This window comes from Cohnella thermotolerans DSM 17683 (assembly GCF_000429825.1).
Lineage (GTDB): Bacteria > Bacillota > Bacilli > Paenibacillales > Paenibacillaceae > Cohnella > Cohnella thermotolerans.
The window spans coordinates 15,162-41,042 of record NZ_AUCP01000047.1; the positions used below are offsets into that span (position 1 = coordinate 15,162).

General features: G+C 57.3%; 24 protein-coding genes and 4 pseudogenes. 22 read left to right on the forward strand and 6 right to left on the reverse strand.

Annotated elements, in window-relative coordinates; all coding sequences use genetic code 11:
- Window positions 1-922: 922 nt before the first annotated feature.
- Entirely contained in the window at window positions 923-1,999 is a 1,077-nt protein-coding gene (locus tag G485_RS0109695) for a bifunctional 3-deoxy-7-phosphoheptulonate synthase/chorismate mutase (RefSeq protein WP_027092400.1), read from the forward strand.
- A gap of 48 nt (window positions 2,000-2,047) precedes the next feature.
- Here G485_RS0109695 and G485_RS25815 read toward each other — a convergent pair.
- Together G485_RS25815 and G485_RS0109705 are read right to left on the reverse strand one after the other, a co-directional pair.
- Window positions 2,048-2,404: pseudogene (locus tag G485_RS25815) on the reverse strand (IS66 family transposase); the annotation flags it as partial.
- A 105-nt stretch (window positions 2,405-2,509) separates the two neighbouring features.
- On the reverse strand, window positions 2,510-2,947 hold the full coding sequence (locus G485_RS0109705; protein WP_027092401.1) for a hypothetical protein: 438 nt from the start codon (window positions 2,945-2,947) through the stop codon (window positions 2,510-2,512).
- A 167-nt stretch (window positions 2,948-3,114) separates the two neighbouring features.
- Here G485_RS0109705 and crcB (G485_RS0109710) point away from each other — a divergent pair, with 167 nt between their 5' ends.
- Window positions 3,115-3,519, forward strand: coding sequence for a fluoride efflux transporter CrcB (gene crcB / locus G485_RS0109710; RefSeq protein WP_027092402.1), 405 nt, complete (start codon window positions 3,115-3,117; stop codon window positions 3,517-3,519).
- Window positions 3,516-3,884 carry a fluoride efflux transporter CrcB gene (gene crcB / locus G485_RS0109715; protein ID WP_027092403.1) on the forward strand — a complete coding sequence of 123 codons (369 nt, stop codon included), beginning with the start codon at window positions 3,516-3,518 and terminating at the stop codon, window positions 3,882-3,884. Before crcB (G485_RS0109710) ends, crcB (G485_RS0109715) begins: the two co-directional genes overlap by 4 nt.
- Window positions 3,885-4,084: 200 nt before the next feature.
- On the opposite strand, the gene G485_RS0109720 is transcribed toward crcB (G485_RS0109715), so the two are convergent.
- Entirely contained in the window at window positions 4,085-5,332 is a 1,248-nt protein-coding gene (locus G485_RS0109720) for an MFS transporter (protein ID WP_084423230.1), read from the reverse strand.
- 263 nt (window positions 5,333-5,595) lie between these two features.
- Here G485_RS0109720 and G485_RS30865 point away from each other — a divergent pair.
- The 10 genes and pseudogenes from G485_RS30865 (at window position 5,596) to G485_RS28965 (ending at window position 11,375) form a co-directional block, all read left to right on the forward strand.
- Window positions 5,596-5,819, forward strand: a pseudogene (locus G485_RS30865) (hypothetical protein).
- Window positions 5,820-5,951: 132 nt separating this feature from the next.
- Window positions 5,952-6,173, forward strand: a pseudogene (locus tag G485_RS0109735) (GNAT family N-acetyltransferase); the annotation flags it as partial.
- On the forward strand, window positions 6,170-6,853 hold the full coding sequence (locus G485_RS25825) for a Type 1 glutamine amidotransferase-like domain-containing protein (protein WP_035155506.1): 684 nt from the start codon (window positions 6,170-6,172) through the stop codon (window positions 6,851-6,853). The pseudogene G485_RS0109735 and the gene G485_RS25825, both read left to right, overlap by 4 nt.
- Window positions 6,846-7,452 (forward strand): annotated as a pseudogene (locus G485_RS30870) (hypothetical protein). The gene G485_RS25825 and the pseudogene G485_RS30870 overlap by 8 nt, the downstream one beginning before the upstream one ends.
- A gap of 319 nt (window positions 7,453-7,771) precedes the next feature.
- Window positions 7,772-8,170 carry an HAD family hydrolase gene (locus G485_RS30875; protein ID WP_240489110.1) on the forward strand — a complete coding sequence of 133 codons (399 nt, stop codon included), beginning with the start codon at window positions 7,772-7,774 and terminating at the stop codon, window positions 8,168-8,170.
- Between the two features lie 134 nt (window positions 8,171-8,304).
- Entirely contained in the window at window positions 8,305-8,532 is a 228-nt protein-coding gene (locus G485_RS30880) for an HAD family hydrolase (RefSeq protein WP_051318150.1), read from the forward strand.
- Window positions 8,533-8,772: 240 nt separating this feature from the next.
- Window positions 8,773-9,240, forward strand: a complete 468-nt coding sequence (locus G485_RS0109760; RefSeq protein WP_027092406.1) for an NUDIX hydrolase — start codon at window positions 8,773-8,775, stop codon at window positions 9,238-9,240.
- Window positions 9,237-9,986: an alpha/beta fold hydrolase gene (locus G485_RS25845; protein WP_051318151.1), complete on the forward strand. Its 750-nt coding sequence runs from the start codon at window positions 9,237-9,239 to the stop codon at window positions 9,984-9,986. The genes G485_RS0109760 and G485_RS25845 overlap by 4 nt, the downstream gene beginning before the upstream one ends.
- A 4-nt stretch (window positions 9,987-9,990) precedes the next feature.
- Entirely contained in the window at window positions 9,991-10,356 is a 366-nt protein-coding gene (locus tag G485_RS0109770) for a hypothetical protein (RefSeq protein ID WP_027092407.1), read from the forward strand.
- 26 nt (window positions 10,357-10,382) lie between these two features.
- The gene (locus G485_RS28965; RefSeq protein ID WP_084423232.1) at window positions 10,383-11,375 is read left to right on the forward strand and encodes a GNAT family N-acetyltransferase; all 993 of its coding nucleotides are present in this window, start codon (window positions 10,383-10,385) and stop codon (window positions 11,373-11,375) included.
- A gap of 3 nt (window positions 11,376-11,378) precedes the next feature.
- On the opposite strand, the gene G485_RS0109780 is transcribed toward G485_RS28965, so the two are convergent.
- Window positions 11,379-12,764, reverse strand: a complete 1,386-nt coding sequence (locus tag G485_RS0109780; protein ID WP_027092408.1) for an MFS transporter — start codon at window positions 12,762-12,764, stop codon at window positions 11,379-11,381.
- Window positions 12,765-12,882: 118 nt separating this feature from the next.
- Here G485_RS0109780 and G485_RS0109785 point away from each other — a divergent pair, with 118 nt between their 5' ends.
- Entirely contained in the window at window positions 12,883-13,782 is a 900-nt protein-coding gene (locus G485_RS0109785; RefSeq protein ID WP_027092409.1) for a LysR family transcriptional regulator, read from the forward strand.
- A 244-nt stretch (window positions 13,783-14,026) separates the two neighbouring features.
- Here the strand turns inward: G485_RS0109785 and G485_RS0109790 are convergent, their stop codons facing one another.
- The gene (locus G485_RS0109790) at window positions 14,027-14,440 is read right to left on the reverse strand and encodes a YjdF family protein (RefSeq protein WP_027092410.1); all 414 of its coding nucleotides are present in this window, start codon (window positions 14,438-14,440) and stop codon (window positions 14,027-14,029) included.
- A 242-nt stretch (window positions 14,441-14,682) separates the two neighbouring features.
- Between G485_RS0109790 and G485_RS0109795 the strand changes: the two genes are divergently transcribed.
- The 3 genes from G485_RS0109795 to G485_RS0109805 all read left to right on the forward strand — a co-directional run bounded on the left by G485_RS0109795 (window position 14,683) and on the right by G485_RS0109805 (window position 18,978).
- Window positions 14,683-15,498: a DUF2935 domain-containing protein gene (locus G485_RS0109795; RefSeq protein ID WP_027092411.1), complete on the forward strand. Its 816-nt coding sequence runs from the start codon at window positions 14,683-14,685 to the stop codon at window positions 15,496-15,498.
- A 440-nt stretch (window positions 15,499-15,938) separates the two neighbouring features.
- A complete protein-coding gene (locus tag G485_RS0109800; protein WP_027092412.1) occupies window positions 15,939-16,448 on the forward strand; it encodes a hypothetical protein in 510 nt (169 codons plus the stop codon).
- Between the two features lie 448 nt (window positions 16,449-16,896).
- On the forward strand, window positions 16,897-18,978 hold the full coding sequence (locus tag G485_RS0109805; protein WP_156922238.1) for a penicillin-binding transpeptidase domain-containing protein: 2,082 nt from the start codon (window positions 16,897-16,899) through the stop codon (window positions 18,976-18,978).
- Here the strand turns inward: G485_RS0109805 and G485_RS25855 are convergent.
- Window positions 18,957-19,226, reverse strand: coding sequence for a winged helix-turn-helix domain-containing protein (locus G485_RS25855; RefSeq protein WP_084423234.1), 270 nt, complete (start codon window positions 19,224-19,226; stop codon window positions 18,957-18,959). The genes G485_RS0109805 and G485_RS25855 overlap by 22 nt on opposite strands.
- A gap of 142 nt (window positions 19,227-19,368) precedes the next feature.
- Between G485_RS25855 and G485_RS0109815 the strand changes: the two genes are divergently transcribed.
- The 5 genes from G485_RS0109815 (at window position 19,369) to G485_RS0109830 (ending at window position 25,870) form a co-directional block, all read left to right on the forward strand.
- Window positions 19,369-20,202 carry a class I SAM-dependent methyltransferase gene (locus G485_RS0109815; protein ID WP_035155510.1) on the forward strand — a complete coding sequence of 278 codons (834 nt, stop codon included), beginning with the start codon at window positions 19,369-19,371 and terminating at the stop codon, window positions 20,200-20,202.
- 404 nt (window positions 20,203-20,606) lie between these two features.
- Window positions 20,607-22,046 (forward strand): FAD/NAD(P)-binding protein, encoded by a 1,440-nt coding sequence (locus G485_RS0109820; RefSeq protein WP_027092416.1) that lies wholly within the window; start codon window positions 20,607-20,609, stop codon window positions 22,044-22,046.
- Window positions 22,047-22,468: 422 nt separating this feature from the next.
- Entirely contained in the window at window positions 22,469-23,044 is a 576-nt protein-coding gene (locus G485_RS31330) for a hypothetical protein (protein WP_338027744.1), read from the forward strand.
- Between the two features lie 2 nt (window positions 23,045-23,046).
- On the forward strand, window positions 23,047-24,294 hold the full coding sequence (locus tag G485_RS25860) for a sensor histidine kinase (RefSeq protein WP_338027745.1): 1,248 nt from the start codon (window positions 23,047-23,049) through the stop codon (window positions 24,292-24,294).
- Window positions 24,269-25,870, forward strand: a complete 1,602-nt coding sequence (locus tag G485_RS0109830; protein WP_027092417.1) for a response regulator — start codon at window positions 24,269-24,271, stop codon at window positions 25,868-25,870. The genes G485_RS25860 and G485_RS0109830 overlap by 26 nt, the downstream gene beginning before the upstream one ends.
- Window positions 25,871-25,881 lie beyond the last annotated feature (11 nt).

Here is a 25,881-nt window from a genome sequence, read left to right on the forward strand (position 1 = left end):
TGTCTTGGTTCTCTTTATTCTGTTGGTCATCATTCTTTCCACCGTCATAATTTAATAGGGTCATTGTCATGAAGGTTCTCTTTATTCTGCTGGTCATCCTTCTGACCGGTATCTGCGTGATTTAACGGATCGATTGCCGTCGACAAAGCCCAGCAAAAGCCAGGATTTTCGAACCTTCGTCGAATGACTAAACAGAAGATGTCCCGATTCCATGTATCCCTTTACCTGCCTATCGTCAGCCAGTCAGTTCTGGCTGGCCTTTTCTTGGCCGTTTATTGCCAGCTGCACGGCCTGCCGTTCAAGAGCAAGAACGATTTGGCTCTTGAGATGATTGAATCACTCCCAGCTGTACAAGATGAGCAGGTTTACGTTCTCATGGATGGCTGGTACACCAGCGAAAGGTCATCAATGCCAGTAATCGCAAAGGATTTCTCGTCATCGCCGCTGTAGGGTGTAACGATATGCTTCATTTCATAAATTGACAGGGCGTATAACCAAGGCTGAAATCGAGTTTTCTATGTTTGGTCATAAAATTAGACCTTTAGATAAGCATTTACCCAAGCAATTCCGAAATAAAAACATATAATATAGGAACTTAGTGGAAAGGAGTGGAAATGAATGAGCGGATTTGCAGGATTTGGATTCGGACGTCATTTCGGTTTTGTCTTGGTTCTCTTTATTCTGTTGGTCATCCTTCTTTCCTCCACCTTCATAATTTAATAGGGTCATTGTCATGAAGGGTACGAATACAAATGACCGCAGTTGCCGGAAAAATTTAATATTGTATCACTGGGATGCAGCCACTCCTCCATCGTCGTCTGATATCTGGACTTCAGCGCAGAGGCTATTCACCGTGCACTCGGTTCCCCGTCCCTTACGGCGGGGACTTTTTGCATTTTATATCGAAGAGAGGAAGAGGGAAATGGGACACCGGACTTTGGAGCAGTTGCGTACTATGGTGGACGAAGTCAACGGACAATTGCTGAAGCTGATTAGCGATCGTGCCGCGTTGGTGAAGGAAATGGGCGAGGTAAAGGAAAGACAAGGAGTGCCGAAGTTTGATCCGGCGAGGGAGAAGGAGATGCTCGACGTGCTGGTGGCGGCAAATCCGGGCCCTTTCGACGCGGCTGCGATCCGTCATATATTCAAGGAGATTTTCAAGGTGTCTATGGAGCTACAGGGACAATCCCACCGGAAACAGCTGCTGGTCAGCCGGAAGAAACAAGCGGAAGATACGGTTATCGAGATCAAAGGCGTCCAAATCGGCGGGAACCACTCCCTTATGGTGGCCGGCCCTTGTTCGGTCGAGAGCCGCGAGCAGCTGCGGGAGGTGGGCCGCGCTTTGAAGGAGGAAGGCGTGCCAATGCTTCGAGGCGGCGCCTTCAAGCCGAGAACGTCTCCCTACGATTTCCAGGGGCTTGGGGTGAAAGGTCTCAAGCTCATGCGCGAGGTCGCCGACGAATTCGGATTGCTCGCCGTTAGCGAGATCGTCGATCCGGCAACAATCGGAATTGCGGCGGATTACTTGGACGTGATCCAAATCGGCGCCCGCAACATGCAGAACTTCGAGCTGTTGAAAGCCGCGGGCGAATCAAAGGTTCCCGTGCTGCTCAAACGCGGTCTGGCCGCGACGATGGAGGAGTGGCTGCATGCGGCGGAATACGTCGTATCGCGTGGTAATACGCAGGTAATTCTCGTCGAACGCGGTATCCGCAGCTATGAGAAGTGGACGCGGAACACGCTCGACATTTCGGCGGTGCCGATCATTAAACAAGAAAGCCACCTGCCCGTATTGGTCGACGTCAGCCACGCAACCGGCCGCAAGGATATCCTGCTGCCATGTGCCAAAGCGGCTCTCGCAGCCGGGGCAGACGGAGTGATGGTCGAGGTGCATCCGAATCCGCCAACTGCTCTGTCCGACGCCGATCAGCAGATCGATATCCCTCAATTCCGCAAATTGTACCGGGAAATTCGCGATTCCGGACTGTTCAAGCTATAAGCGACAGATCCGGATTATCCGACATGTCCGCTCCATATGACGATGTATTGCGTGCGCCCAGCATCCGACCAGCGTGACGCCGGACACCTTGTGGTAAGCGGGATATCCGTCAACGTGCAGATAGCCGCTGAATCCCGCAAGAAAATTCCGAGGATGCTCGCCGCCGCGCGTTGGCCGGTAGTCGTACAGGATGATCGGCGGCCCCATGCGGCCGGTCCGGTACAGCCACAGATACGAGTCGGTTTGTGCGGATTTGCCCGGCTCGCGCAGCACCTGCAGCGTCGTCTCGTCGGCATGCAGGATGTCCTGGTTCAACAAATGCTCACGCATTCGATCCGCGAGCAGCGAAAGCCACTGATCCGCGCCGTAGATCATCCAGTTGGCGAGCGTCTGTCGCGAGATCTTGCTTGAGATGGGGGATACGTCAAAGTGAATCATCCGCCCAAGCCTATCCTTTCCGCAGCGGCCGTTACCGCCCATGACAAGATCGAATTTGAAGATCATGCCCGTTCAAGTCCGCACGTTCAAATCGTTATCCTCCATAAATTTCTCGAGATTGCAATTTAACACGACCAGGATGCTTCTCTTCGCATGGAACAGAATCAATGCTTTCGGCTTTTGACGAGGCTCGGCAAAGAGATAAACTTCATTGATTTGGGCCGGATAGAGCGGGTTGTGCACTTGAACCGGCGAAGCGAAAGGAATATGAAGCACCAAGCGGCTTTTATCGGCGGGCAAAGACGAGCCGGCGAACAATTCGGGAGAAGCCTGGAGCATTTCAAGCACCTGCTTTTGAAGGCGGTCGGTCAGGGGCAGGACCTTCACGACTTTTTCTTGCTTCACGTCAAAAACCGAAACGAACGGAGCTACCGCTTCAACGGACGGGACCCGTCCGCTTGTTTGCAAAGATACGGACAACAGCCACACGGACAACAACTTCCAAATCATGTCGATCACCTCATCCCAAGGATTCCCATTATTGGCGAACGGTATGAATCGCTTCTTCGACCAGATGCCAGGCAGACTCGTCGCCTCTTCTTGAAATGGGGCTGCGAATGCCCTAAAGTGTTAAAAGAAGTTATTCGTATCAGGCGGACGAGGGTGAGAAGGGCGAAATGTATTATTGGGCCGTAGGATTGTTTGGCGTTGTGGGGGCGTTGCTCCGATACTTGACAGGGATGTGGGCCCATAACTGGTGGGCGAGTCCGTTCCCGCTCGGTACTTTCCTGATCAATTTGCTGGGCAGCCTGGTCTTGGGATGGTTCTCGACTTGGGCGGCTTCGCAGCCGCAGTTTCCCGCATGGATTCGGCTGGGCATCGGCACCGGACTGATCGGCGCTTTTACGACATTCTCAACTTTTAGCGTAGAGACCGTCTCCTTGTTTAAAGAAAACTTGCCGGGATACGCTCTGCTTTATACGTTGGCAAGTCTCGTTGGCGGCTTCTTGTGCGCATGGATCGGATACGAAATCGCACGAGCGCAGTTGCTGCGGAAGACAAGGAGCGTGAATGCCTCGTGATCGGCCATCTGATTCTTGTCGCGATCGGCGGATTTTTCGGAGCTTGCGCGCGTTACGGCATCAGCACCTGGTTCAATCGACGATTTTCGTCCGTTATGCCGTTCGCCACATGGGCGATCAATTTATCCGGTTCCTTCCTGCTCGGTTTGCTGGCGGGAGCGGCGTGGGGGGACAACGTTTCTTTATTGCTCGGAACCGGCTTTATGGGCGCTTATACGACGTTCTCCACTTTCAATGTAGAAAATGTGCAGCTCGCACGGGAAAAAAAGTGGAAGACGCTGGCCCTCTACGTCGGAACGAGTTACGTATTCGGCATCGTTCTTGCTTATGGGGGGGACCTGCTGGGAGCCTCGATGCGAGGATAAGCGTGCGGTCTCACACGCTACTATCGAACCGCTCTAACGAGCGGTTTTTTTGCAGCCCAAATCATTGATCGTCCTCTCCGGAAATTGTACATGTTGAATAACACGGCAATCCGCATGAGCATAACGATAGAGGGATTTGCAAGGAACCGCCCAACAAGGCCAAGGAGAGGATAACATGCCCGGTTGCCGCCGGTTCCCGTTCACTCCATCTTCCGGTCATCGCGCGGAGTCCGAATCCAGGTCAACGCTGCGGCGGCCACGCCGATGGCGGCGCCGAACAGGAAGCCGGCCTTCAGACCGCCGACGCCGTTCAGCCACCCGGCGAGATAAGGACCGGCAAACATTCCGATCGAATAAACGGACTGATAGAAGCCCATCGCCGTCGCCCGCTCGGAAGTCGGCGTGTCCCGGATCGCAAGTCCCAGCAGCAGCGGCAGATAAAGCGCCTGAGCCGTACCGTTCAGCATTTGCGTCGCAAACAGCCAAGGCAGCGTTGCGCTGTACGGAATCGCAGCGGTGCAGACGGCGCTAAGCAAGAAGCCGGCAACGATCACGCGCCGCGTGCCGAAGCGGGGGGCGATCCATCTGCCGGTCCATAGAGAGACGAGCGCGTGCGGCACCATGAAGGAGACGACGAGCAGCGTCAACTGCGATTCCGAAGCCCCTAACGCAACCGCTTGCAACGGAGTGAAGCCGAACATGGTGATAAACAGAATGCAGTGAGCAAGCAAAGCCAATATCGATACGGTGATAAGAAGCGGCGATTTTCGGACAACCGACCATGCTTGCGTCATCGACATTCCTTGCCCCTCGGTCACAGACGTCCCGGTGGACGGCTCGTGAACGGCGAAGGACGCAATCGTCCCCGCCGCGGCAATTCCCATGCCGACAAGAAAAGCGGTGTTCCAACCGCCGTAATCCGCTAGCCAGCCGCTGGCGCACATGCCGGCCAGTTGCCCGATGACCGTTAGAAAGCTGAGATTGCCCATCGCGCGCGTCGATTCGTGGGGCGGGAAATACGAAGCGTACAGAACCGTAAAAGGCACCCAGGACGAAGCGCATATTCCCGCCACCAGTCGTCCGGCCAGCGGAGCTTCCCATGAACCGCCAAGCACGAACAATCCGCAGCTAAGCAGCCCGGCCAACAAACCGGCGATCAGAAACGGCTTGCGGCGCCGCATCCGGTCGGAATAAATGCCGAGCGGGAAGCGGATAATCAGCTGCGTAATGCCGTAGCTGCCGACGATCAGCCCGATCCACCCCATGGACAGACCTCTGTCCTGAAGGAAAGGCGTCAGAATGGGCACATAGATGTATAAAGTCGTCCAATAAAGAACGGTCGCAATGTTAAAAATGGCGTGTTGCCGTCGCGTAATGGGCGCCTTGTCATGAACGGCGGCGGGAGCGGCGGGCTGAGGAACAGAGGCGTTCAGGCGAGAAATCGGCATCGATCGGACCTCCGGATTGGATTCAGCAACATCTTTACTTTACTGGAAAGATAGTGGTTCGTGAAGAGCGACTTTTGTCTCGGCGAATAATGCAGGAATGAATTAACGCTTCTGGGGTTCCGCGCCAAGGCGATCGGATGTATAATAGCGGAAAGTAATGCGGACAACTTACGACCCGGCCTAAGATAGAGTTTATCTAGGGTCGGGTCGTTTCGCACAAGGGAGACGGGAGGGCCAAAATCCGAAAAGGAGCGGAGAGGAACATGAAAATAAGCAAAGAGACGGCGGCCCATTATGTATGGGGAGATCATTGCGACGGTTGGCGCCTTGTGAACGGGCAAGATCTCAGCATCATCCATGAGAAGATGCCTCCGGGAACAAGCCGCAAATCCCCCATCAAATCTTCAATTCATCAAAGGAAGCGGTCGAATTTTTAGTCATCTCGCAGCCTTCAACCGTTGGAGATCGAATCCAAATACAAGCTTGATAGAGGGGAAAATCGGTTGATACTCGAAGTGGCAATCGGTCTGTATAAGTCGTTGGGATACGAATTAATCGACGTTCAACTGCTTATGGTTAAGGATATATCGTGAACCGTACAAAATGAGCCAGTGGATTGTTGGGCAGCGAATTCCAAGGCGGCGGACGGATGACGAGCGCCTGCCGGGTCGTCGTCGATTACGTTTTTCGGGAGCTGAATTTGAATCGCGTCGAAATCCTGGCGGCGGAACGAAATGTAAAGAGCAGGGCGATTCCCGAAAGGCTGGGCTTCGGTCGTTACGTCGACCATATCGTTTACGGTATGCTGCGCGAAGAGTGGGCCGGGAGGAGAACAACGTGAGAACAATCGCTTCGATTGGCGGAGGAGAACTTGGTAAGCTTGAAACGTTAGGTATCGACGCCGAGATCGTTAAACGGACCGGCAAGAAGACACCCAGAGCACTCTTCATTCCGACGGCGAGCCATGACTCGCCGGGTTATTGCGAAACGTTCCGGACGGTGTATGGGGAGAGGTTAGGGTGCGAAGTCAATTGCCTGCTGCTTGCGAACAACGGGACGTCCGCCGGGGAGATTGAGCGGCAAATCGCGCAAGCCGATTTGATCTATGTAGGGGGCGGCGACACCGCTTATTTGCTTGAGATTTGGAGAAAACGAATGGTGCGGCCGCATCTATGGAATGCATACGAGAGCGGGACGATTCTGGCCGGCATTAGCGCCGGTTCAATCTGTTGGTTCGAATACGGCCTGGGCGACGAGTCGGAACTTATCGAGGGCCTAGGTTTTCTGAAAGGCTATCACAGCCCGCATTTCAACGAAAAACGCGCGGAGGAAGCCTTCATTTCGATATTGCGAGGAACCAACGGTCAGGGAATCGGCATCGACGATCATTGCGCAGTCATTTTTCAGGGAGAAGAATACGAGGCCATCTCGATGAGGGCGGGCGCGAATGCTTATCGGGTCGTCGACCGCGACGGTCGGATCGTCAAAACGAAATTGGCGAGCAGCAGCGTATATGTCTAATTACGAATGGGACGATCGTCTCGAATATCTTCGCCATACGCGGTCGCTCTACTATAACGTTGATTACTTGGAATTTCTCGTGAGGACCTTTTGGAAAATCAATACGCCTGTCAATCTGATCGACTTTGGCTGCGGGTTCGGCTACATGGGATTAAAGCTTTTGCCGATGCTGCCGGCGGGTTCAACGTATACCGGAGTGGACAAAGGACAAGAGCTGATCCCTCCAGAAATTGTACGAGAACGACGCCAGCCGCACCGGCAAAGATGGCAACATCGGACTCAAAATCCCCGCTTACTTCATTAAACTGGGCTTGATCCATGTGGAATGCAGGGTCAGCGACAAAGTCAATCTTCTGGACTCGCACATGGAGCATGCAGCTCGTGAAAGTCTGTTTCGATCTTTACAAGCGGAAGGCTTCGGTCAAGCGCCGGTGGATGCGGAACAGATGATATCCAACTTGATTAAGCGCGGGTTGTCGACCGACGAAGCGCGCAAGCAATACGAGGCGGAGCTTCTTTTTTCCCGGTCGTTCGGTATCGATTCTTCATTCGCTTATGCGCCAAATATGAAAATAACATTCGGAGTCGTTCAGAGGTAGAGGCACTTTCCTTGACGATCAAAGGAATCATTGGTAAAAAGGGGCGGCCCCCCGCTAGGTTCGTCAAAACTTATTTCACGGGAGCAATCCTTATGAACGGTAAACCGCAGCTGGTGCTGGATATCGCGGGCGTTATAATCTGTCACCGCTGTTCTGGCGGGAGCTTGAGCTCCGTTCCGGCAACGGCGAGCTGAAGGGGCGATTCGATCGCGACATTCGGCGAAGGCTTTGGACAGGCGAACTGCGTGAGGAACAGTTTTGGGATTGGCTTGGCGAGCAATGTCCGAACATTCGCCCGAACGAAGCCCGCAAGCTTTTAATGCAAGCTTTGAAGCCGCTGCCTGCCTATGAACGTCTGCAATCCTGGAGCCGTACCGCCGACATTCATCTTGTAAGCAATCATTGCCAGGAATGGCTGGATCCCGTTCTAAGCGGCGTACAGAAATACGTGCAGAGCGTGACCATCTCCAATCAGGTTGGCTGCTGCAAGCCCGATCTCGTCATCTATCGACTGGTGGCCAAGCGGTTGGAGAGCCAAAGTCCGATTCTCTACGTGGACGATCAGGAGAAAAACTTGCAGCCGGCAGCCGCACTCGGTTGGAATACTTTGCTGGCGGACCCGGACCAGCGTTGGATCGTTAAAGTCGACTCTTTATTAAAGGAAGAAGCCGATGAACCTAACTCCCCCTCGTCATTCCATTCAAGCCGTACTCTTTGACCTGGACAACACGATATTGGACCGGACGAAGACGTTCGGCAAGTTTACGGATTCGTTGTTGCAAACCTACTTCCCATCCTTCGAATCGTCGCGCTCGCTCGTTCGATTGTATCTTCGTCTCTGAAGAAGCCGGGGTGAAAAAGCCCGATGCCCGAATTTTCGAAATGGCTGCGAAACGTCTGGGAGCAGCGCCCGAGCAGTGCGTTTACGTCGGGGACCATCCCGTGAACGATATCGAAGGCGCCGCGGCCATCGGGATGAACACGATTTGGATTCGGGTCAATCAGCCCTGGAGGGAAGGGCTGTCCGCCCGGCCGCTTCGAACGATCGAGCGTTTGGACGAATTGTTGACCTTTTTCTAAGACAGAGGGATAGGGCATTGTTTGTCAAACCGACCGTAGCTCCGTAAAATGAGGGTACATCCTGAACGTGAAAGAATCCGATCCAAATGGAGGAGGGCGACGCCTGTCGTAGCCTTCGCATTTATCGCTGAAGTCTTTTGGAGCGGGCTACTCTTCGCCGTTATCGTGTGGACGATCAGCGCGACTCCTTGGTTGAATTGAACAGATCTTTACGTTACCGCAGAGAGGAGCGGGTGTCGCCTGGGGTACATTGAGGACTTAAGAGCGATTATCGGCCACAGATCTGTCATTCTTGTCGGCGTAGCCGTTCTCGTTTTCAACGAAGTGTGCGAACTGCTGCTCCTGAAAAAGCCGAACGCTCTCTGGGGGCTTCCGGGCGGGTTGATGGAGCTTGGCGAATCGACGGAAGAGACGGGGCGCAGAGAAGTATGGGAAGAGACGGGGCTGCGCATCGGAAAATTAACGCTCCTCGGCGTCGTCTCCGGCCTCGATCAATTCGTGAAGCTGCCGAACAATGACGAGTTTTACGCGGTGACGATCGCTTATTCGACGAACGAAATTGTCGGCGGCACGCTGCAGGCGGACGGCATAGAGGCGGTCGAGCTGCGGTATTTCGACCTGAAGCGGCTTCCCGACGGGTTGAATCCGAGAATTAAAGCGATGATCGGTCAAGCATTTGGGAACGGTGGGAGAGGGGATGCCGATTGAGATCGGAATGGGTGGACAATAACGGCTGCCGGATTCATTACCTCGACACGGGAGGGGGTGCCGACCTTTCCTTCATACCGCTCGTTATCTGTCCGGGACTGTCCATGACGGCGGAGGAGTACGCGGAGTTCATGGCGTCGCTTCATCCCCGAAGGTGCGTGGCCCTATCCTTCAGAGGCCGGGGACGAAGCGATTCCCCGCCTTCGGGGTACGATCTGGCGCAACACGTGTCCGATTTGGAAGCGGTGATCGATCATTTGTCGCTGAACGGCCGATTCCATCTGTTTGCGTATTCGCGCGGCGTGTCCTATGCGCTCGGCTATGCGTCGCGGCACGAGGACAAGATCGCGAGTCTTATGTTGCAGGACTATCCGGCGATTCACAAGCGAATGCCGGACGCTTGGGCGGACGATTATATCCATTCGTATCTGATCCCCTTCGGCCGAACGAGTCACATATCCGAAGTTGCCGTTAGAGGCATACAGGCCGAATCGACGCAGATGACGTTCGAGAGGCCGCTAAGCATGCCCGCGCTGCTATTAAGAGGTCTGCTCGAAGGCAGCTTGCTCCCCGACGAAGAAGTCGAACGCTATCGCCGCATCTTCCCGCATCTGCGCGTCGAAGCGTTCAGCGAATCGGGCCACGACATTCAAAGCACCGAACCAGACAAGCTGCATCGCGTCGTACGCCGCTTTCTGGAGGAGACGGAAGCCGAACTGGCGGCAAAACGCGAAGGAAAGGATTGAACCGATGATGGAAACCGCAACGGAAGCGTTTCTCGCTTCCATTTACGAGGAAGTGGAGAAGGTTCTGTTCACCCAAGGCTATCGAAGGACGAAGCATCAGCGAAGATCGGACGACTTCGGCTACCTGTATTCCGTCTTCGAGACGGCTGAGCGCGTCGTCCGCTTTATATGGGACGGCAGGGAAGGCTCGCTGATCTTCCGGATCTACAACAGGCGCAAATGGGGACAGAAGCTGGTGAAAGCGTTAATCGGAGGCACCCCCAACGACGAGAAGCTGTGGAAAGAGTGCATCGTCGGCCGAGACGAACTGGCGACGCTCGGCGAGCGGGAGCTAACGGACAAGCTGCTTCAAACACTGCGCGGCGAGTGATTGAGATCGAAAGCGGAGGGAAGGGAATGGCGAACGATCCCGCAACGGATTTTCTGATCATCTCGAAAGCGCGCATGATGCATCATTACTTGCCGAAGCTTAGAGCTTGCCTGGACGTTTTGGACGAAGAGCGCCTCTGGTTCGAAGAATCCGAGCGTTCGAACAGCATCGGGGGGATCGTGCGCCACCTGATGGAGCATGCCAGGCGCAACGCAATTCGGCTCTTGAACCCGGACGTCCGCTTCGAGAAAGGGATCGAGAACGAGTTTCCGAACCGTCCTGTAGCGAAAGAACGGCTATTGGCCGAACTCGAGCAAGCGTTTGAACAGTTGGCCGCCGCCATCGACGATCGTCTCCGCGACACCGACGGTTACGACATGTACGACCTTTACCATCTCGTCGAACATACCGGGTACCATCTCGGCCAAATCGTCGATCGCACGCAGCGGGATGCCGGCGTGTCGTTTCAATTTGTCCAGAACGGGATCAACGAGCAAGCGCTCCGCGAGCAGGTGCGGCAGGAATGGACGGAGCATCGCCGCGAGGAGCGAACGGCGGATGCCTTCACGGATCGGTTGAAGCTGCGAAAAGCCGGGCCGAGCGACCTGACGCTGCTGGCGGAGATGAACTCGAGGCTGATTGCGGACGAAGGCAGCGCCAATCCGATGGGACCGGAAGCGCTGCGGGAACGGATGGAAGGCTGGCTGTCGGCGGATTGGCAGGCGGATCTGCTGTGCACAGGCGAACAGGTCGTCGGCTACGCGCTTTATCAGTTCCGGGAAGCCCCGTACCGCCAAGGGGAGCTGGAAGTCTATTTGCGGCAATATTACATCGAGAGGGAATACAGGCGAAGCGGTTACGGGCTGCATGGCTTGCAGCTCCTGCTAGACGAACGCTTCCGCGAAGCCGGCGCCGTCGTCGTGGACGTCCTGGAGACGAACGAGCGCGGACGGCGCTTCTGGAGCAAAGCCGGCTTTCGCGGGTATGCGCGCAATTTGAGGCTGGAGCTGAAGCGGTAGCGATCAACCCGCCGTCGCCCGCTTGTGCGCTTGCGGACGAGCTTCTTTGCCGAACTGCAAGCGGTAAAGAACGAGAATGCCGATATGCGCCAGGACGAGAATGAGATACACGTTGCTGTAGACGGCCGCGTTCCGGAACGGGTTGAGCGCGTTCCATACCGTGCTTGCGCCCTGATCGACGATTTTGCCGTAGATCCCCGTCGAGACGGCGCCGGCCAGAAAGTTGAGCATCGACAGCAATCCCATGCCCACGCCGGTCTGATCCTTCGGCAGCGTGCCGGAGATTGCATTGGACAACGAGATTTGCATGAACATCTGCCCGACGTTGCCGAAGATCAGGAAAACCGCGACAAGGATCGGCGAGACGCCGGCAAACGTGGAGAGCAACGCAAAGCCGACGAGCAGACAGCCGGAAGCCAGTTGGAACAGGAACGAATTGCCTTTCGCATCCGCCAGCTTGCCGCCCTTGCGCCCCAGAAACGCCGAGACGACAGCCGCGGGAACCATCGCGAAGCCGATCCACCCCGGAGCGAGGCCGTTCGCGTCCGCGAGCAGCTGCGGCGTCAGGAACGGCAGCGAATACCCGACCCCCATGATCAGCACGGCCATTGCCAATCCCACCGAGTATTTCCGGTTCCGGAACAGGCGCGCCTGGACGAACGGCTCTTTCGCTTTCCGAATCCTCAGGACAAACAACACGAACAGCACCAGGCTTCCTGCGGCCATTTCCCAGCCGCCGTTCGTGACGGCGAGCAGCAGCAGAGCGACCGTACCGGCCAGCAGCCCGCCGCCGAGCCAATCGAGCGTCCCCGCGCGCCCTTGCTCGTCGCCCAAATATTTGCGGTAGAACGGAAGCGTGGCGAGAATGAGCAGCGGCACGCAGAACAACCATCGCCAGTCCAGGACACTGACGAGCAGCGCCGACACGACCGGTCCGATCGCATTGCCGATGGCGAGTCCCGTCGCGGTGACGCCCAGCGCCCGGCCGCGCCGTTCGGCGGGAAAGTATCGGACGGGAATGATCATCGCCGACGCCGGAATGACGGACGCCCCCGCCGCCTGCAGCACCCTCCCGAGCAGAACCATCCAATAAGCTTGCGACGCCAATCCGGCGAGCGATCCGACGAAGAAGAGAACGAGGCCGAACGTCACCAGATTCTTTAGCCGGATCATATCGGCCAGCTTTCCGTATACGGCCGAGCCGATGGCGTAAATGAGCATGTAGATCGCCGACACCCAACTGACCTGCGAGAAGGAGAGGCTGAATTCCTCGCTGATCTTCGGCAGGACGATATTGAACATCGTCGCGCTCATCGACGAGAGAACCATCGTGAAAGCCAGAATCAGAATCAACTTCTCCCCGGCCTGCTGCTGCGTTTGTTCGCTCATGTAGCGACATCCCCTTTCTATTCCTCCTTGTTATCGTATTCGAAATCATGGATAATGAAAAATATATATTTATGCATACAATCATATCCTTGAGTATATGGAAAAGGAGGTGGAGCGCGTGGAATTGTTGCAGCTGCAATACTTTCGAACGGTGGCGCGGTTGGAGCACATGACGAGGGCGGCCGAGGAGCTTCGCATCGCGCAGCCCGCGCTCAGCAAAACGATCGCCAGGCTGGAGGAAGATTTGGGCGTGCCGCTGTTCGATCGACACAGCCGGCAAATCCGGCTGAACGCGTTCGGGCAGGCGTTCCTTCGCAAAGTCGAGACGGCCTTGTCGGCGCTGGACGAGGGGCGGCGGGAAGTCGCCGATCTGGCCGGGGCGGAGAAGGGCATTATCCGGATCGCGACATCGTCGCTCGGGCGGATTTCCAGTGCGGTAGGCGCTTTTCGGGCGCTGCATCCGGACGTCCATTTCCGGGTCATCCAGATTGCGCCGGCTTCGACGGAGATGGCGGAGCTTCTGGAGAACGGGGAGGCCGATTTGTGTTTTTCGGCGACGCCGATCGCGCGGCCCGGCATTGGGGAGACGGCCGTGCTGGAAGCGGAAGTGTTCCTCGCCGTGCCGAAGGGTCATCGTTGGGAAGGGCGCTCCAGCATCGATCTGAGCGAAGCCGAGAACGAATCGTTTATCGAGTATCGGGAGGGGCACCCGTTTCGGGAAATTAACGAGGCGTTCTGCAGGCAGGCGGGTATCGAACGGAACGTCGTGTGCGAGGTGGAGGAGCCCTCGGCGCTGGAAAGCCTCGTGCTCGCCGGGCTCGGCGTCGCCTTCATGCCGTCGTGTAGCGGCGACGCGAGATCCCCGTTATGGCTCGTGCGCATCGAACGGCCGGTTTGCCGGCGCACGTTCACCGTCGCATGGTGGGAGAAGCGCTACATGTCCAAGGCGGCGCAAGCGTTCCGCAGCTTCCTTAACGATTATTTTGACGAGTATCAACGCGGCGGCAGCCAGTCATAACCTCCGGCTTAGCCGGTGAAATCAGTTCTTTTATCCATTCGGTGAGTGCTAGACTGCTGCTGTCCATCCTTTGTCCTCCATCGATAAGTTTACGGTTGGCAGACCGGCTCCCATCTTATCATCGAGTTAAAGGGATGGACGACTCATAGCTATAAGCTTTCCTGCCCCCCCAGTCGAACTGGGGGGGTTCGTTTACAATAAAGAAGACCGCCGTCCGGCGGTCTGTCTTCCGGGAGACAACGGTTCATCTCCCTCGGCGTTTCTCCTTCGCTTTCTGCACTTTCCGCTGCCACCGGGCTTCCCGTAGCTCGTCTTGCCGCTTCCGGTCAAGATGAGCTCTTTCCTTCTTGCGGGCCTCCAATTCCAGCTTTAACGCTTCTTGAGCGAGCGAAGACACGCCGGTGCGATCCATTTCGCGAGCCACCTGACGGGCAAGCCGTTTCGGGTTGACGCGTTTCGCTTGCGGCGGCTTATCGCCCTCCGCGCTTGTTTGCACGCTTTCCAACAGAGGCAGCAGGCGATGCTGAACGAACGCCATCACCTCGCCGTCTTGCGGCTCGGCACCGAATAAATGCCTGCAAGCTTTCACCTTGGAGCCGTCCGATTGCTCGGCGACGCCAACCCAGAATTGCCCGTCGAAATAAACGGTCAGCCTCATGCGAAACTTCCCCCTCTAAGTGTTATCGAGCGACGGACATCCCGAGGGGGGAAGGTTACTGACATGGCCTCGTTCTCTGAAGTTTCCGCGCCATGCGTCCGGACTACCGACCGGAACTGTGTTTTTACGCTCATTCCGATTATGAAAGATGTCCGGTCTTCTGGCAACACGGAATCTCTCCCGGTGCCCGCTCATACAATCGGAATAGCGCAATCATCCCGACGGGCAAGGGAGGTTTCCGATTGACTTCACAAGCGAGGGACGGTTCGTCCGCTCTGTTCGAGCACCGGTTCTGGCTGCAAATTTTGGGCGATCATTCGCGCTTTATTTTTAACGCTCTGTCGCCGAAGGAGACGAACGATATCGCGAAGGCGCGGCGCTTCATCGCCGCCTTCGACCAGCTGCTCCAGCAAGCGCGCGCTGCGGCCGACGGAGCGGACTTGAGCGCTTTGAATCAAGCAACCCATCAGGAGACGACGGCGCTCCGGACATTCAAGCTCGATCTGCTCTCCCGGTCGCTTCTCGGCCAGGTGACGATCTCGCTTCCGCCTTCGTTCCTCAACCATATGGTCAACGAGCTCGAGGAATATGCGCGAATTTTAACCGAGCTGCTCGCCGGCCGCCCCGTTCCCGTGTACCATCCGTTGCATCACGATTTGTTATGGCTTCAGGATGCGCACGGACATGCCGGTTCCATCGCTTCGGGGCTGGATCGGATCGAAGCGGATTGGCTGCATCGGAGCGTCAAATTCGAGAAGCATTTCCAGGCGTTGCATTTGAAGGCGATCGAGATGGCCGGATTTATGCGGACGAAGCTGCAAGATTTTCCGGCGATGCATCGGTTTCACAAGCAAATCGACCTGGAGATGGCGCTGTTCCGCAAATTTCTGGGCGAGTTGGAGGAATTGGAGATCAAAGCGGAGGTGCTGGACATGATCAGCCCGCTCATGCCGGATCATATGGCCAGGGAGGAGTGCTACTACCTGCTTAAGCTGGCCCAGTCGGGCGCCGTTCCGCCTCCCTGGTGCGATCCGACGGAACCTCGCGTCGGGGCGTGAACGCCGCTCCGGAGTTTGGCCTTTCCTTTTCAAAGCGAGGAAGGGCTTTTTCGATTTGTGTTCGGTGCCAGGGGGAACCGCCTGAGCGCGGTTCCTTTCTTTTGGAGGGAGGCTTGCGAACCGTACGACCGTTCATTCGCAGTAGGAGGCTTATTGGCGAGCGTAACGAATCGTACTACCGTTAAATCGCAATCTGAGGCTCATCGGAGAGCGTAACGAACCATAGTTCGCTTATTCGGCTGAAGAAGCCCCATTTTCGAGGGAGATCCGGCCATTAGAGGGTGTACGGTTCGTTACATTTTTAAGTATACCGTTATTTGGCAAATAGCGTCTATCAGGTTCGTTACGATTGAGCTAAATTATTGTTATCTTCACTCGATCAGGAAGGATATGGTGGATAAGGGGCGAATATCTACCTAAACATAAGGAGGAGCTTCGCTTTGAATTCTATTCTAAAGAACGTTCTTGTATGCGTCGTTGCTGCAGTTCTGATCGCCGGCGCCTTCCTGTGGTTTTACCGCTTTCCCCAAACGATCGATGTCGAATATCCGGCGGTCGAGTTTCGTCCCGGGCAGCCTGCCAGCGTAGAGCACACGACGATGAAAATCAAGGGAACGCTGTACCGTCCTCTCTGTCGCAACGCCGTCTTCAGAGGAAAGCTATCGATCGGGAAATACGATTTTACCGAGCGGTACGATTTGATTGACATCGTTTTTTACGATAACATTCGTCATGGCTTCGGAGGGTTGACCTATTGGACGGTCGAAGACGGGAAGCCGGTGATGCGTTCCGTAGGCTCCATTTGGAAGACCGGCCGCTTCGAGCAAGTCCGCATCCTCGTATCGGAACCGGTCGACGCGGATTTGAAGGCCGGTACCGATCTCACACTCGTCGCTCCCGCGCAAACGTACGAGCAGGCGCAGGCCATCGCAACTAAGCTTTCCTATTGATCCTTTTAGAATGTCGCTGATTGATTTCGTCAGCAGACATCTATCAATGACAACAAGCCCCTTCATAAAATACACGGGCTTGTTTTTGATTAAGTAACAAGAGTCAAGACTAATCGATCACCTTGGTGTTCACTGAAAATAAAGTACTAGACTTATTAGAAGAGCAAAGAATCACTATAAAGCCCTTATAGTAAAGACGGACAACCCAGAAGCGCATAAATTATATATGAGTCTGGGCTTTTCCGAGTTTATGGATTCAGATAGGGCTACACATCGCTTCCCCCTGTGATGGCTCTGTGACTCTCCTTCTATTGTACGGCGAGCCGTGCTGTACTACGATAAGCGTGATTGGCGCCGGGCGGCGGCCGGGCCGGCTCTTGCCGGGCTTCCGCCCGAGCCGGGGTTCCGGCTGCAAGATCCTACCTATCTGCGCAAGGAGGAATACGTAGTGGGCAAACGCTTTGCGCTCTTTATCGTTTTATGGACGGTTATCTTGTTAATCGGATGCGACGGCAAAGTACAGAAAAAAGAGGAGCTGCCTTCCGAAGCGTTCGCCGCTTATTTGGCCGACTGGCAGCGGCTGGACTTCGAAGCGATGTACAAGAGGCTGACGCCGGAAGTGCAAGCGAAGACGACGGCAGAAGCGTTTGCCGAGCGTTACCGGAAAATATACGACGGCATCGAGGCGAAGAGGCTTACGGTCACCGCCGTGAACCTTCCCCAAGCGGAAGCGAGCGGGAGCGGGGAAGCGGGTGCCGACGAAGAAGCATCGGAAGCTTCGTACACGTACAAGCTCAGCATGGAGACGGTGGCCGGGCCGCTGCAATTCGAGCATGCCGCGAAACTCGTCAAATCGACGGTGCAAGGAGAGGATGGCAAGCCGGAAACGAAGTGGCGAATCGCTTGGGATCCCTCTTACATTTTCCCGGAGATGGCAGACGGAGACAAAGTCCGCGTTCAGACGTCGAAGGGGGAGCGGGGCGAAATATTGGACCGCAACGGCAACGGCTTGGCCGTGAACGGAACGGCGCGCCAAGTCGGCATCGTGCCGGGGCAGTTGGGCTCGAACCCGGAAGCGACGAAGGCGAAGCTGGCTGAACTGTTACACATCGACGTGAAGGAAATCGACGATAAGCTGGCGGCCAAGTGGGTGAAGCCGGGCTTGTTCGTGCCGGTCGCGATCGTCTCGGACGACGAGATGGACAAGTTTGAGGGCCTTCCGGGCGTCGATTTTCACAAGAAAAAAATCCGGGTCTATCCCTATGCCGAGGCGACGGCGCATTTGACCGGCTACCTCGGGGAGATTAGCGCCGAGCAGCTCGCCAAGCTGAAGGATCGCGGATACGCCGCCGGCGATCTGATCGGCAAAGCCGGCCTCGAGCAAGTGTTCGAGGACCGGCTTCGGGGCAAGAGCGGCACACGAATTACGATTACGAACGCGCAAGGCAAAGAGAAGGCGGTGCTGGCCGAGACGGAAGCCGCCCCCGGTGAGACGATTCGGCTGACGATTGACGCGGAGCTGCAGAAGACGATCTATGACGAGCTGAAGCAGGAACAGGCGTCCGTCGCCGCCATCCAGCCGGTCACGGGCGACATTCTCGCGCTCCTAAGCGCGCCCTCGTACGATCCGAACGCGTTCGTTCGGGGACTGTCCAGCGAACAATACGAGGCATGGAACAACGATCCGAAGCATCCTTTCCTGAACCGGTTCACGAAGGGGTACGCGCCCGGGTCCTCCTTCAAAGTCGTCACGGCCGCCATCGGCCTGGACACGAACACGCTCGATCCGTCCGAGAAGAAGACGATTGCCGGGCTCAAGTGGACCAAAGACGGTTCCTGGGGCAGCTATTACGTGAAGCGCGTCCACGACGTGAATCCCGTCGATCTGTCCAAGGCGCTCATCTATTCGGACAACATTTATTTCGCTCAAGCCGCGCTTGCCGTCGGCAAGGACGCCTTCGCCGAAGAAGCCGCCAAGTTCGGCATCGAGGAGGATCTTCCGATCCCGTATCCGTTCCGCCAGTCCCAGCTTGCGAACGAAGGGATCGCAGGCGACATTCAACTCGCGGATACCGGTTACGGCCAAGGGGAACTGACGATGACGTCGCTGCATGTCGCGCTCGTCTATTCGGCGCTTGTGAACGACGGTGATATCGTCTATCCGGTGCTGACGCAGGAAGAGGGAGCGAGCGCGGAAGGACCGCGCGTCTGGAAAGCCCGGGCGATGAAGCCGGAGACCGCGGAGACGCTGAAGAACGATCTGATTCAAGCGGTCAGAAGCCCGGAAGGCGTCGGCCACGGCGCCTATATCCCGGGAGCGTCCATCGCGGGCAAGACGGGAACGGCGGAGCTGAAGCTGACCAAAGACGGAGACGGAACGGAGAACGGATGGTTCGTCGGATTTAACGCGGCCGATCCGGAGCTGTTGCTGGCCGTTATGGTCGAGGACGTGAAGGCCAAGGGGGGCAGCGGGTACGTAACGCCGAAGGTGAAGCATATTTTCCAACGCTATTTGAACGTCAAATTCTGAAGGATGTAACCTTTGCCGCGCACGTCTTCAATCGCCATCCGGTAATTCGTCTTCTTGCGGATCCGGTAGAGCAGCGAGTTGATCTCCTCCGGTCCGACGGGAGCGGCGAGACCCTCGTCCGCCCTCTCCGGCCAGACGCAGCGGATAATTTCGTCGCGGCTGACAAACCGGCGCTCCTTGCGGATCAGCAGTTCGAGCAAGCGGTACTCCTTCTCGGAGAAAGGACAGCTCGTCCCGTTCAGCCGGATCGTCTGCCGAACCGGATCGAGTTATTGAACACCGGATTTGTCCGCTGCGCGTGCGAATGGGTCCAAATCCGCAATCCGGTGCCGATCTCATGCGCTATTTGGGGATTTTTGGTACAATGAAGTCGATGCATTGCCACGATGAATGGAGGCTGCTAACTTGTCCGATTCCTATGTGAAAAACAACGTCGAGCGCTTCTCGGGGTTTGAGGCCTGCTACGACGAGAATCGCCCCGAAGCCCCGAGAACGGTCGTCGAAATTGCGGTTCAATATTTGGGCAGGAGGCCGGCCCTCGTCATGGATTTGGGCTGCGGAACGGGCTTGTCTACGTTCGTCTGGAAGGACGATGCCGACCGGATCATCGGCGTGGAGCCCAACGACGACATGCGGGGGAGAGCGGAGGAGAAGAAAGCGCGGGCATCCGGCGTCGGCCACATCATCTTCCGCAAAGGCTATTCGAACAACTTGGACGTCGATTCGGGCACGGTGGACGTGATCACCTGCTCGCAATCGTTCCATTGGATGGAGCCGGAGAGCACGCTTCGGGAAGCGCACCGGGCTCTCGCAGACGGAGGCGTCTTCATGGCTTACGACTGCGATTGGCCTCCCGTGGTCGGTTGGCCGCTCGAAGCGGCATACGAACGGCTGATCGCAAAGGCGGATGCCCTTGTCGAAAAGCTCGCAAAGCCGGAGGACAGAGCTCGAAAATGGAACAAAGAGGAGCATCTGAAGCGGATGCGGGCGAGCGGGGCGTTCCGCTTCACGAGGGAGATCGTCTTCCATCACCCCGAGACGTTCGACGCGCAGCGTTTGGTCAGCTTGGCCATCAGCCAAGGCGGGGTACAGACGGTGCGCAAGCTGGGATCGGACGAGCTGGAGCCGGAGATCGAGGCGTTCCGGCAAGCCGCCGAGCGTTATTTCGGCGGCGGAACGCGCGACGTTCTGTTCGGTTACCGGTTGAGGCTCGGCGTCAAATAAAGGGGCTTCAAACCTTAATTTATAAGATTAATCATTAATGACATAAAATATATTCCGAAACTTTAAAGAAGGCCTCGGAGAAGCGATCTCGCCGATCGTTTCCCGAAAGGCCTTCTTTTTTTGATTTTTTTCGTCTTCCGAAGACGGCAAGGAATCTTTGCTCGGATGTGATTTTGAACAATTTGCCGAACGTTATTTCGGCAACGTGACAATAAACATTCCCAACTCTTTCGGAAACGGGGGAGAAAAGGTAAGATAAGCACATCGATGTTGCGAAAGATTACATCAGATTCGTCTCTTGCCGCAAATCCCTCTATACATGTAATATAATATGACAAATCCGCTTCGTTTTTTCGTGAAACCGTCCATCGTGGGCAAACGTCCCTTGAAAGGTGTGAACTCGCATGAGCTTAGAGGCTTTGAACGAACGTGTGCGAACCGATCTCGCCTATTTGGCCTTCGGCGGAGCGAGCTGGGTGCTTCCGGCCGATCATCCGGAAGGCCATGTTTACGACGTCGTCATCGTCGGCGGAGGCCAGAGCGGTCTGGGCATCGCCTTCGGCTTGCTGCGCGAGCGGGTATCCAATATTCTGGTCATCGACGAAAACCCCGAAGGGCTGGAAGGACCGTGGGAGACGTATGCCCGCATGAGAACGCTGCGGACGCCCAAGCATTTGACTTCCATCGACCTCGGCATTCCGTCGCTCACTTTCCGTTCGTGGTGGGAGGCGCAATTCGGACCGCAAGGCTGGGAATCGATCGATAAAATTCCGCGCGGCGATTGGATGAATTACTTGCGATGGTACCGGAGCGTTCTGCGGCTGCCCGTGATCAACGAAGTGAAGCTGAAGCTCGTCGAGCCGTCGGAAGACGGCATCCACCGCCTTCATATCGAAGGGACCGGAGCCCCGTCCGACCGGCTGCTGGCGCGGAAGGTCATTCTCGCGACCGGCATTCAGGGCGGCGGCGAATGGCACGTGCCTTCCATGATCCGGGACCGGTTGCCGACGCGGCTCTACGCGCATACGTCCGAACCGATCGATTTCGAAGCGCTGAAGGGCAAGAAGATCGCCGTATTGGGCGGCGGAGCCTCTGCCTTCGACAATGCCAATTACGCGCTGTCGGCCGGGGTCGCCGAAGTGCACGTCTTCGTTCGGCGCACGGAGCTGCCGCGCATCAATCCGATCCGCCAGATGGAGGGTTCGGGCATGATCGAGCGGTTCCCGACGCTGACGGACGCCGAGAAATATGCGGTCATGGCGCATTTCTTCAAGCACAATCAACCGCCGACGAACGATACGTTCGAGCGGGCGTCCTCCTGGCCCGGCTTCCGTCTTCACTTGGGCGCACCGTGGCTGGACGTCGAGGCCGCCGGCGATCGAGCGGTCGTGACCGCGCCCCAAGGCCGGTTCGCCTTCGATTTTCTGATCGTCAGCACCGGATTGCTCACGGACCCGGCTTTGCGCCCGGAGCTCCGCCTTGTCGAGCGGCATATCGCCCGTTGGGGCGACCGCTACAAGGCGCCGGAGCACTTGGCCAATCCCGTGCTGGATGCGCACCCGTACCTCAGCCCGGGCTTCGCCTTCCTCAGCCGCGACGCAGAAGGGGAGAAGAAACTGCACGGCCTGTTCGCGTTCAACTACTCCGCCTTGATTAGCTGCGGTCTGTCGGCTTCCGCGTTGTCCGGCATGAAGTACGCCATTCCGAAGATCGCGTCGGCGGTTGCGGATCAGCTGTTCCTCGACGACCGCGACGAGATTCTGGGCCGTTTCTTTGCTTACGACGAGGCCGAATTTGTCGGCGAATGGCCGAAGAAGGAAGCTTCCGCAACCGAGAGCGCCTAGAAGGCCATCATCAGCATCATAGAATCCGTTGCCCCGAGCCGCGGCGCGAGCGATCGCGCGGCGGCTTTCCGCATGGTGCGGAGCCCGGCTTTACGGCTGCCCGGCGCACGCGGACAGCGCGCTGCGCGGTTCGTTCCACTAAGCAACCGGCGTGACGGGAGCAAAAGCGATCGGCCGCTGGACGAGCGGGTACACGCTTGCGGCCGGACTGGCCGTCGGGTTCGTCGGCGTATTGGGCGTTCGGACGGGGAATTTGCGGCAGGTTGCGGCAGGAGAGAAGCTCCGGTTGCCGAGACGACCCGTCTTCCAACGCGTGCCATGGACAAATCCCGTTCGGACTTTATAATGGGGTACAAACGAGCGGAACCATTGCAGCCGATTTAACGAAAGCGCTGTCACGGTCGGGCCGGGAGGATTCCATCATGTTCTATTCGCTCAGAAGCAGGCTGATCGCCATCTTCGTCCTGTTGTTCGTCTTGTCGTTCGGAGCGCTTTCCGTCCTTATTTTCAACGAGTCCCGGTCGATCGTCCGCTCCTATATCGAGTCGTCCGCGCTCGAGAAGATGGACGAGTACGGCTCCTACATCAACATGGTTCAAACGCAAATTTACGACCTGGCTTCGCTCGTCTTCAACAGCGACCAGACGGACGAATGGGACAACGCCGCCTCCGATCCCCAGCTGACCGAAGGCGAGAAAATGCTGGCCCACATCAAGATGAGCAAGTTCCTGTCGCAGACGACGAACAGCTATTCGAGCATCTCCTCCGTCGCCGTCTACCGCCGCGAAGGGCTCTGGGTCAGCATGAACAACCAGGTCGTGCGCGACCATTCGTTCCTCGGCCAAGACTGGTACCGGCAGTTTCGCAGCGGCAACGCCCGGTGGTTGCCCGCGCATACCGACGATGTCGAGCTGCGGATTCGGGGCAGCGATCATCCGGTCGTCAGCATGCTGATGCCGATCGGAGCGTTCGAGCCGGCGGCGGCCGGAACATTCTGAAGGTGAACGTGAGCGCGGACTATTTCCTCGAGCCGCTAAGCCGCATTCACCTCGGCGAGAGCGGCACGATTTATCTGCTCGATCAGAACGGCACCCCGCTGCTGTCCCAGGCCGAATACAACAGCCGAAGCGGCATGGCCGGCAGCGAAGTGCAGGCGATCCGGGACGGTTCGCGCAAGCAGGGGGTCGTCTATTTCAAGAACGGACGGGGACAAACGCAAATTCTCGTCTACAAAAAGCTGGCGCTCACGAACTGGATGCTGGTCGGATTCGTCTCCGAGCAGGATCTGTACGCGCAGCTGTTCAAGCTTCGCAACAGCATCGTGCTGCTGGCGGCGGCGCTCCTGCTGCTCTCCTTGTTTATCGCGTTCTGGCTGTCCCACGGCATCACCAAGCCGCTCTCCCGGCTCGTCTCCGCCATGCGGCACGTTCAGCGGGGCGACTTCGACAGCGCCGAGAGCCGGCTTCCGCCGGAAGGAAGCGTCCGCAACGAGGTCGGCTTCGCCGCCGCCACGTTCCGCAACATGGTCGGCCGGCTCCGGCAGCATATTCAGAGCGAATTCGAGCTGAAGCTGCTTCGCCAGCAGGCCGAGTACAAGGCGCTGCTCATGCAGATCAATCCGCACTTTCTGTTCAATACGCTGGAATTGCTCAGCAGCCTGGCGATGCAGGGGCGAACCGACGATACGGTCAAGGTGATCGAGTCGCTGGGGAAGATGCTTCGTTTCTCCCTCAAAATCAGCGACGACGTAATCGGCTTGCGCGAAGAGCTGAAGTACGTGCGCGATTACGCCGCCATTCTGCGGATCCGGTTCGGCGACCGGCTGCGGCTGTCCATCGAAGAAGAAGGGAAGCTGGACCGCGTCGTCATCGTCAAATTCGTGCTGCAGCCGCTGATCGAGAACGCCGTCAAATACAGCCTCCGGCAGCAATCGGAGGCCCGGGTGGACATCCGGGTGCGGCGGACGGAGGGGCGCGTGCATCTGTCCGTCGCCGACAACGGTCCGGGGATGACGGAAGAGCGCATTCGGCAATTGCTGGAGAGCGCCGCAACGTCCCGCCTCGACCAAATTCTGGCGAGCCGCGAGCGGCAGATCGGCCTCGGCAATGTGCTCGCCCGCTGCCGGTTGTATTACGGCTCCTTATTCGAGGTGCGGATGGAATCGGCGGTCGGAGAAGGAACGCGCATCGAGTTGATCTTACCCGCACGGGAGGCGCATGCATATGTACCGAGTGTTGATCGTGGATGACGAGCCGGAGATTCGGCAAGGCTTGCAGTTGAAAATAGACGCGGAAGCGCTCGGCGTCGAGCTGGCCGGGGAGGCGGCGAACGGAATCGAAGCGCTTAACCGGCTGGAGGAAGAGGAGATCGACATCGTCTTCACGGATATGAACATGCCTGTCATGGACGGCGTCTCGTTCCTGGAAGCTTGCCGGGAGCGCTATCCGGATGTGCGCCTGATCGTCGTGACCGGCTACGAGGATTTCCAGTATGCGCGGGCGGCGCTTCGTTATCAGGCGTGCGATTATTTGCTCAAGCCCGTCGCCCGGGACGAGCTGTCGGCCGTTCTGCGCAAAGTGATCGCGGAGCTGGACGGGGAGCGGGAGGAACTGGAGCGCGAGGCGAAGACACAGTGGGAGCTTACGCAGTACTACAAGGAGATGAAGGAGCACTTCATCGTTCGGCTCGTCCGGGGCGAGGTCGACCGCGAGAGCGCCGTCCGCGACCGCGCCGCCCGATTCGGGCTCGAATCGTGGGAGCGGCGGGAGATCCGCTTCCTGACGGTCGGGTTCCGCGGGCGGACGTCTTCCTCCGAAGCGGCGCCTGGACGCACGCCGGATCAATTCCGGCTGCCGCTCGATCTGATCTGCCGGGAGAAGGCGCAGCTCTCCGGCGGCAACTGCGTGACGTTCCGGGACGCGAACTATCCCGGATTGATTCATTTCGCGACGCCGGCGAGCGAGAGCTGGCTAAGAACCTTCGCCGACGAGCTGCGCCGGCAGGTGCAGGAGGTGCTCGGGTTCGAGCTGGCGACCGGGCAGGGGCAGGGCGTCGCCGGCTTCAGGCAATGGAAGGAGGGGTATCTCTCCTCGCTGCTCGCGTGGAACCTGTCCGACAGCGACGCGGCGGCGGAAGAACGGCTCACGCAGATGGCGCTGTCCGAGGAAGAGATCAAGGTGATCGAACGCTATTTGCAGAAAGGGGAGTTCGCGGCGTTCGAGCGGGCTGTCCGGCAGCAGCTGCAGCAAGCGTTCGCGGCGTCGCAAGCGCGCAGCGTGAAGGCGATCTTCCAGCTCTATCTGCTGCTCGAGACGTCGGCCAACGAATCGCGCGTTCCGCTCGAGAGCTCGGAGCAGCTGTGGCTTCGTCCGGAGATGGCGCTTGCGCTCGATACCGCGGACAAAGCGGCGGAGTTCCTCGTCCGGATCGCGGGGAAGATCGACCGGCACCGCCGGCATGGAGCCGGAGACGGCGACGGGTCGCTGATCGAGGCCGCGCGCCGATATATCGACGACAACTATATGTCGGATCTGAATTTGACCGAGATCGCGGAGCGGTTCAATTACAATCCTTCCTACTTCTCGGAGATGTTCAAGAGCAAGGTCGGCAAGACATTCATCCAATACGTGACCGAGGTCCGTATGGCGCAGGCGATCCGCCTGCTGGAAGGCACGCAGCTGAGCCTGTGGGATATCTCGGAGCTGACCGGCTTCAGCAACGCCAGCTACTTCAGCTCGAAGTTCAAGCGGATGTACGGCGTCTCTCCGTCCGATTACCGTCTTCGGACATCTGGAAAAATTGATAGCGAAGTGCCGAAGAAATAGCATTCAGCCCG

Coding starts and splice junctions, on each gene's coding strand:
- G485_RS0109705 (WP_027092401.1), bottom strand. CDS start 2,947: ATGATTTGGAAGTTGTTGTCCGTGTGGCTGTTGTCCGTATCTTTGCAA.
- G485_RS0109695 (WP_027092400.1), top strand. CDS start 923: ATGGGACACCGGACTTTGGAGCAGTTGCGTACTATGGTGGACGAAGTC.
- crcB (WP_027092402.1), top strand. CDS start 3,115: ATGTATTATTGGGCCGTAGGATTGTTTGGCGTTGTGGGGGCGTTGCTC.
- G485_RS0109820 (WP_027092416.1), top strand. CDS start 20,607: ATGAGCTTAGAGGCTTTGAACGAACGTGTGCGAACCGATCTCGCCTAT.
- G485_RS0109790 (WP_027092410.1), bottom strand. CDS start 14,440: ATGAGGCTGACCGTTTATTTCGACGGGCAATTCTGGGTTGGCGTCGCC.
- G485_RS28965 (WP_084423232.1), top strand. CDS start 10,383: ATGGCGAACGATCCCGCAACGGATTTTCTGATCATCTCGAAAGCGCGC.
- G485_RS0109815 (WP_035155510.1), top strand. CDS start 19,369: ATGGAGGCTGCTAACTTGTCCGATTCCTATGTGAAAAACAACGTCGAG.
- G485_RS0109770 (WP_027092407.1), top strand. CDS start 9,991: ATGATGGAAACCGCAACGGAAGCGTTTCTCGCTTCCATTTACGAGGAA.
- G485_RS30875 (WP_240489110.1), top strand. CDS start 7,772: ATGCAAGCTTTGAAGCCGCTGCCTGCCTATGAACGTCTGCAATCCTGG.
- G485_RS0109780 (WP_027092408.1), bottom strand. CDS start 12,764: ATGAGCGAACAAACGCAGCAGCAGGCCGGGGAGAAGTTGATTCTGATT.
- G485_RS0109830 (WP_027092417.1), top strand. CDS start 24,269: ATGTACCGAGTGTTGATCGTGGATGACGAGCCGGAGATTCGGCAAGGC.
- G485_RS0109720 (WP_084423230.1), bottom strand. CDS start 5,332: ATGCCGATTTCTCGCCTGAACGCCTCTGTTCCTCAGCCCGCCGCTCCC.
- G485_RS31330 (WP_338027744.1), top strand. CDS start 22,469: ATGTTCTATTCGCTCAGAAGCAGGCTGATCGCCATCTTCGTCCTGTTG.